Annotated in this window: 2 protein-coding genes; one reads left to right on the top strand and one right to left on the bottom strand. The window is 75.4% G+C overall.

Annotation, left to right across the window (positions count from 1 at the left end):
* Window positions 1-77: 77 nt before the first annotated feature.
* Window positions 78-1,277, bottom strand: coding sequence for a phosphoglycerate dehydrogenase (serA, locus tag ACERUJ_RS06730; protein WP_370247711.1), 1,200 nt, complete (start codon window positions 1,275-1,277; stop codon window positions 78-80).
* Between the two features lie 197 nt (window positions 1,278-1,474).
* Here serA and ACERUJ_RS06725 point away from each other — a divergent pair, with 197 nt between their 5' ends.
* Entirely contained in the window at window positions 1,475-4,225 is a 2,751-nt protein-coding gene (locus tag ACERUJ_RS06725) for a hypothetical protein (RefSeq protein ID WP_370247710.1), read from the top strand.
* Window positions 4,226-4,262 lie beyond the last annotated feature (37 nt).

The following is a 4,262-nucleotide window of genomic DNA, read 5'->3' as shown; positions in this document are numbered from 1 at the left end:
TCACCAGCGGAATGCACCGGGATCGGCCGGGAACCGGTGCATTCCGCTGGTGACGACGAGAGACAGCACCCCGAGGGTCAGGCCCGCCAGGCCCGCGCCCACACGGTGTGGGGGGAGGCGCCGAGCGCCTCGAGCTGGGCGGCGGAGACCGGCCCGGCGACGTCGGTGACGACGTAGCCCTGCTCGCCGTGGGTGGCCAGGTACTGGGCGGTGACGTTGAGGCCCTGCTCGGCCAGCCGGGTGTTGACCTCGGCCAGCACGCCGGGCACGTTGACGTGGAGGTAGCCCAGCCGCGACCCCTCGATGAGCTGGGGGGCCTGCACCGCCGGGAGGTTCACCGAGAGCTCGGTGCGGCCCTCGAGCACGAACCCGCCGAGCTTGCCGGCCACGAACCAGCCGATCTCCTCCTGGGCCTCCTGGGTGGAGCCGCCGACGTGCGGGGTGAGGATGACGTTGTCCAGGCCGCGCAGCGGGGACTCGAACCCGTCGCCCTGCGCCTTGGGCTCGATCGGGAAGACGTCGAGGGCGGCGCCGGCGATGTGGCCCGAGGCGACGAACTCCGCCAGGGCGGCGGTGTCGACGACCATGCCGCGTGCGGCGTTGATGAACAGCGAGCGGGGCTTCATCGCCGCGAACTGCTCGCGCCCGAACAGGCCGGCGTTGCCGGGACGGCCGTCGACGTGCAGGCTCACGACGTCGGCGACGGCGAGCAGCTCCTCCAGGGTGCGCATCCGCTGGGCGTTGCCGTGGGCGAGCCGGTCGGCGGTGTCGTAGAAGACCACCCGCAGGCCGAGGGCCTCGGCGAGGTTGGAGAGCTGGGTGCCGATGTTGCCGTAGCCGACGATGCCGAGGGTGCGCCCGCGGATCTCGTGGCTGCCCTTGGCCGACTTGTCCCACACGCCGGCGTGCATCTTGTCGTTCTTCTCGGCCAGTCGCCGCGCCAGCATGATGATCTCGCCGATCACCAGCTCCACCACCGAGCGGGTGTTGGAGTAGGGGGCGTTGAAGACCGCCACGCCGCGGGCGGCCGCGGCCGCGAGGTCGACCTGGTTGGTGCCGATGCAGAAGCAGCCGATCGCCTGCAGCGCGTCGGCGGCGTCGAGCACCCGCGGGGTGATCGTGGTGTTGGACCGGATGCCGAGCACGGTGACGCCGGGCAGCGCCGCCACGAGCTCGTCCTCCGACATCGAGGGCGCGCGCAGGTCGACCTCGAAGCCGCGACGCTCCAGCGTCTCGACGGCGACCGGGTGGATGTTCTCGAGCAGCAGCGCCTTCACCCGGACCAGCGTAGAGAGGACCGGCCCCGGACGCGGCATCCGCGGCACCGCCTGAGACGCCGGTCCCCACGGCGACCGCGTCGGGGCGGACACGCCGCGCCGGCAACGCCGCGCGCGGGCGTGCCGGGGGCAGGATCGCCGGGGTGACCCCACGAACCCCGTCGCAACCGAATCCGGCTCCGGCGCGTCCACCAGGTATGGCATCCCTCCGCCGACGACGCGCCGCGCTCGCGCGCCCCGTCGTCCGGCTCACGGCCTCGCTGGCCCGCACCGCCCTGGTGGCGCCCCCGCCCACCGCCGTCGCCGCCCCCGGGGGCGGCGATCCGGGCCCGGCCCGCGCCGCGGCGGGGACCGTCGGCCAGTGGCGGGTCCTCGACCTCGGCGCCGGCCGCTACGACGTGAGCTGGCGCTCGCCGACGCCGCTGCCGGTCACCGGCGACCGCCCCGAGATCGTGGGCGCCGACCTCGCCGGCGGTGTCACGACGCTGGGGGCCGACGGCCGCACCGTGAGCGCCGTCGTCACCGCCCCCGTCCCGCCGCAGGTCGCCGACCTCGACGTCGTGCTGTCCGGCGACCGCCTCGACGAGACCGGCCGCGACGGTGCCGCCGTGCTGCCCCGCGCCGCGACCGCCCCGGCCCGGGCCGTGCTCGACGCCGCCGACCCCGGTGCCCCCGGGGAGTTCGCCGTGGTCTCCTCCGACTACGAGCTGGCCCCGCTGAAGCTGCCGGGGATGAAGGAGCCGATCGAGCGGATCGGCCACGTCGTCGAGCCGGCGCCGGGTGCGGAGACCGGGCCGCGCCCGCTCGTGCTGTTCCTCCACGGCCGTCACGAGGTCTGCTACGACCCGACCGGTCAGGGCGGGTACGCCGAGACCTGGCCCTGCCCGGCGCCGTTCGCCGAGATCCCGAGCCACCTCGGCTACGACTACGTGCAGCGCGTGCTGGCCTCCCAGGGCTACACGACGGTCTCGATCCGTGCCAACGGCATCAACGCCCAGGACTACCGGCTGCCCGACGGCGGCGCCGAGGCCCGGTCGCTGCTGGTGCAGCGCCACCTCGACCACTGGGTGGACCTGGCCGACGAGCACCAGGTGGACCTCACCCGGGTCGTCCTCGTGGGCCACTCCCGCGGCGGTGAGGGCGTGAACCGCGCCGCTCAGGACATCCCGTTGTCCGCGCCCTACCGCGTGGTCGGGCAGGTCCTGCTCGCGCCGACCGACTTCGCCTCCACCGCCGCGCCCTACGTGCCGACCCTGAGCCTGCTGCCCTCCTGCGACGGCGACGTGTTCGACCTGCAGGGCCAGCGGTTCGTCGACGTCGGTCGCGACCTGGCGGCCGACGACACCGCGCTGCGCACCGGGGCGCTGGTGATCGGGGCCAACCACAACTTCTTCAACACCGAGTGGACCCCCGCCACCGCGGTGGCCCCGGCCAACGACGACTGGTTCGGCCCGAACGACCAGCCCTGCGGCCGCGCCACCCCGCAGCGGCTCTCGGCCCGCGAGCAGCGGGCGGTCGGCACCGCCTACGTCGCCGGCGCCGTGCACGTCTACACCGGTGACACCGACCCCTTGCCGCTGCTCGACGGCTCGGCCACCACCGTGCCCTCGATCGGCGACGCCACGGTGTTCACCCACGCGCTCAAGGGCGGCCGCGACACCCGTCGTCCCGGCGTCGACGCCACGCCGGCCCTGCCCACCGCCGGCGCGGAGGCTCGGATCTGCCAGGGCGTCGCCACCGCCGACGCCGACGCGCTGTCCGCCTGTGGGCGCGGCGCGGTGAGCCGGTCGGTGACGCCGCACTGGTACATGGCCGGGGAGTCCGCCCCCACCCGGCGGTTCCTCGAGGTCGCGTGGAGCCGGGTCGGCGCGCGCGCCGGACTGCTGCTCGACCGGCCGCTGGACCTCTCCACCGACCGCCTCGAGCTGCGCACCGTCCTCGACCCCGCCCGCGGCCCCGTCCCGCTGCAGGTGCGGCTCGTGGACGGCACCGGCGCGTCGGTGACCCTCGACCCGGTGGGCGGTCCGACCCAGACCCCGCCGTTCGTGGGGCCGCAGGTCACCAAGGTGTGGGCCACGAGCCTGCTGGTCGACGCCGCCGGCGCCCCGGAGGCGGCCGAGGTGGACCTCGCCGACATCCGCGAGGTCGACCTGGTGGCGGGCTCCGAGCGCGGCCGGGTCTGGATCGCCGACCTCTCCGCCGCCCCCGCCGACCTGCCCGCGGTGCCGGCGCGCCGGTTGGCCCGGGTCGACCTCGGCACCCTCACCGTCGTCGAGGGCGACAGCCCCGAGCGGCGTCTGGTGCGGCTGCCCTTCCGGGTCGTCGGTGAGATCACCGCGCCGGCCCGGCTGCAGGCCGTGACGGTCGGGTCGCGTCCCGGCGACGTCGCCCGGCTGCGGATCGACCTCGCCCCCGGCCAGACCAGCGGGTCGATCCCGGTGCCCGTCACCGCCGACCAGCTCGACGACCTGCGCACCAGCACCCAGGTGTCGATCTGGGCCGCCTCCGGGGTGGTCACGGGCCGCTACCTCGGCGAGGTGCGGGTCACCGACGACGACCCGACGCCCACGATGCGCGCCACCCTGGCCCGCAGCACGGTGCGCGAGGGCCAGGACATCGTGCTGCGCTACACCCTGGGCGCCCCGGTGGACTACGAGCTCTACGGGGCCGCCCGCTTCGTCCGGGCGCCCGGGCGCTACCTCTCCACCGACGACGTGCCGGTCTCGTGGCTCACCCGCCAGGGCATCGACCCCGACGGCGACGTCGTGCCCCTGTGGCGCTCCTACGTCTACATCGGAGAGCGGCTGCCCACCGGGGAGCAGCGGGTCGAGGTGCGCATCCCGACGCGCGCCGACGGTGTCCGCGAGGGCGCGGAGAAGGTGCGGCTGAAGCTGGAGTTCGGCCGTACCCGCGTGACCCGCGAGGTCACGGTGGTCGACGCCCGCTGAGCGCGGGTCCACCGGTCCGGGGCGGACGGGGCGGGGG

The sequence above is a fragment of the Nocardioides sp. genome (assembly GCF_964228225.1).
GTDB lineage: Bacteria > Actinomycetota > Actinomycetes > Propionibacteriales > Nocardioidaceae > Nocardioides.
This window is presented reverse-complemented; position numbering and strand designations above follow the sequence as displayed.

Bases quoted from the DNA above. Each gene is read 5' to 3' on its own strand.
- ACERUJ_RS06725 (WP_370247710.1), top strand. From the start codon at position 1,475: ATGGCATCCCTCCGCCGACGACGCGCCGCGCTCGCGCGCCCCGTCGTC.